General features: G+C 70.0%; 3 protein-coding genes. All 3 read right to left on the bottom strand.

Translation table 11 applies throughout. The features are described 5' to 3' along the window. Positions 1-514, bottom strand: a 514-nt coding sequence (locus tag ABNT58_RS26780; RefSeq protein WP_348756423.1) for a formylmethanofuran dehydrogenase subunit C, incomplete at its 3' end; no start/stop codon positions are given. After that, entirely contained in the window at positions 511-1,416 is a 906-nt protein-coding gene (fhcD, locus tag ABNT58_RS26775) for a formylmethanofuran--tetrahydromethanopterin N-formyltransferase (protein ID WP_348756422.1), read from the bottom strand. The genes ABNT58_RS26780 and fhcD, both read right to left, overlap by 4 nt. Then, the coding region (locus tag ABNT58_RS26770) for an amidohydrolase family protein (RefSeq protein WP_348756421.1) at positions 1,413-2,201 on the bottom strand (789 nt) is incomplete at its 5' end. The genes fhcD and ABNT58_RS26770, both read right to left, overlap by 4 nt.

Genomic DNA, 2,201 nt, shown 5'->3' with positions numbered 1-2,201 from the left:
CCGTGCCGCGGCGCATGCGGTCGCCGAAGCGCTGGCCCGCATCGCCACCCACGATGAAGCTGCCGCCGCGCATGCCGTCGAGGTTGCCGGGCAGCGCCGATGCGGCCCAGTCGCCCACGCTGCCCTGCACCTGCAGCCGGCCACCGGCCATCTCGCAGGCGGCCAGCAGGCCGGCGTCGCCGTGCACCAGGAGTTCACCGCCCGTCATGCCGGCGCCCACGTAGTCGCCGGCCGGGCCTTCGACCACCAGGCTGCCGGCGGCCAAGCCGGTGCCGATACGGTCGAAGCGGCTGCAGTCGCCCACCAGGCGCAGCGCCGGCTGGTCGCCGTCGGTGTCGTGCCGCTGCACGCTGAACCACTCGGCCAGCGGCACGCTGTGGTTGCCGTGGCCAAAGGGCAACTGCTCGATCTGCGCCACCGTCAGGTCGGCCAACGTGGCCGGCAGCAGCCCGCGCAGGTCCACACGCAGCGACGGCGCCTGGCGCAGGGTGAGGTCGATGCGCACCGCGGTCATGGCAGCAACTTGTGCAGATGGAAGTGAAAGGGCCCCAGCTTGCCACCGTAGTTGCCGGCGCCGATGCGCACCAGGCCGCCCGCGCGGCCGATGCCGATGCCGGCCTGGATGCCGGCCTTCATCGCCGCGGCCACGTCGGCTTCGGTCAGGCCGTCGATCACCACCTCCATCACGCAGCGGGTGTCGGGCGTGATCTGGGTCTTGTCGACCAGGCCGTACAGCGTGGGGCAGTAGGCGTCGTTGGTGGAGGCGCTGAGGCTGGCGTACTTGCTGCCCACCTTGGAGCCCGAACGCACCACGCCGCCCGGAAACGGCATCACCACGTTGGGCAGGCGCTTCATCGCGGCCACCGCGGCTTCGGACACGGCCAGCGCCGCGTCCACATCCGTGGCCATGAACAGCAGGTTGCCGCCGCCCACGGCCTTGGTCACCGCCGTGGTTTCCTGGGCCACGAACTCGCCGTCCATCACGGGCACGCGCCAGTAGCGCACGCCGTCGATCACCTTGGAGATCTGCCAGCCATCGCCGAAGAAGCGCAGGTTGCGGCCCAGGGCCACGGCCTCGCCTTCAGAGATGCCGGCATACACCGCGGTGGTGGGGCAGGTGAGCACGCATTGGCCCACGCGCCGCTCGATCTGCTTGGCCAGTTCCTTGCCGCTCATCGAGAAGATGAGCACGCTCACACCCGGCCGGCCGTCGGGCGTTTCATCGGGGCCCAGCGTGCGCTCGATGCCGGCCTCGCAGCCGCAGGCGATCACCGAGGTGGCAAAGCCGGTGGCACTCACCGCCGCGTTCATCGCCCAGGTGGCGTTGTGCGCGGTGATCAGGATGCGCGTGGCCTTCATCGGAAAGGCCTCGGCGAAGCTGTCGTCGATGACGACGCCGTTGTGCTGCGCGGTCATCCGCCGCCCTCCGCCTGGAAGCAGGCCACCGGCAGCAACCGGCCGCCGTTGCAGCAGCTGCACAGCTCGTCGTGGCTGATGGCCGCGGCATCGAAGGGCACCGAGCCCAGGCGGTCGAAGTGGCGGCGCAGGGTTTTTTCGATGCCGCGGTCGTACTCAGGCTCGACGAAGTAGGTGCCGCCGGTGGGCACGGCCAGCACCTGGCCGCGCCGGGCCACGGCCACGCCGTCCTTGAACACCCATTCGGGCTGGGCGAACATCTTTTCGCGGTCGGGCTCGTCCCGGTACACCGCGATGTCGGCCGCCGCGCCCAGGCCCAGGTGGCCGCGGTCCTTCAGGCCCAGCAACCGGGCCGGTGCGGCGCGGGTCATGATGGCGATCTCGTTCAGCGTCAGCTCGCGCGTGATGCCCTTGAGCGCGGCCTGCGAAGCCACGTCGGGGTGCAGCCTGGCCAGTTGCTCTTCGCGGAAGCTGCGGTCCATCAACATCTTGATCAGGTGCGGGTAGCTGGTGAAGGGGCCGCCGTTGGGGTGGTCGGTGGTCAGCACCACCCGCCACGGGTCTTTGACCAGCAAGAAGATCTCCAGCCCGATGACCCATTGCAGCGCATTGACGTAGCTCTGCTCGCGGTAGCGGAAGGGCACCACGCCGCAGCCGGCTTCGCATTCGATGTCGGCGCCGATCCACTTGCGCGGATGCGCAAAGCCCGACTGCGCATGCTGGCGCATGGTGTCGCCCGAGGCGGTGACCGTCTGGCCGAACATGATCTGCCCGACGTCGATGCT

This window comes from uncultured Aquincola sp. (genome assembly GCF_964001545.1).
Classification (GTDB): Bacteria; Pseudomonadota; Gammaproteobacteria; order Burkholderiales; family Burkholderiaceae_C; genus Aquincola.
Note: the sequence above shows the minus strand (reverse complement) of the source record. Positions and strands in the feature narration are given on the sequence as shown.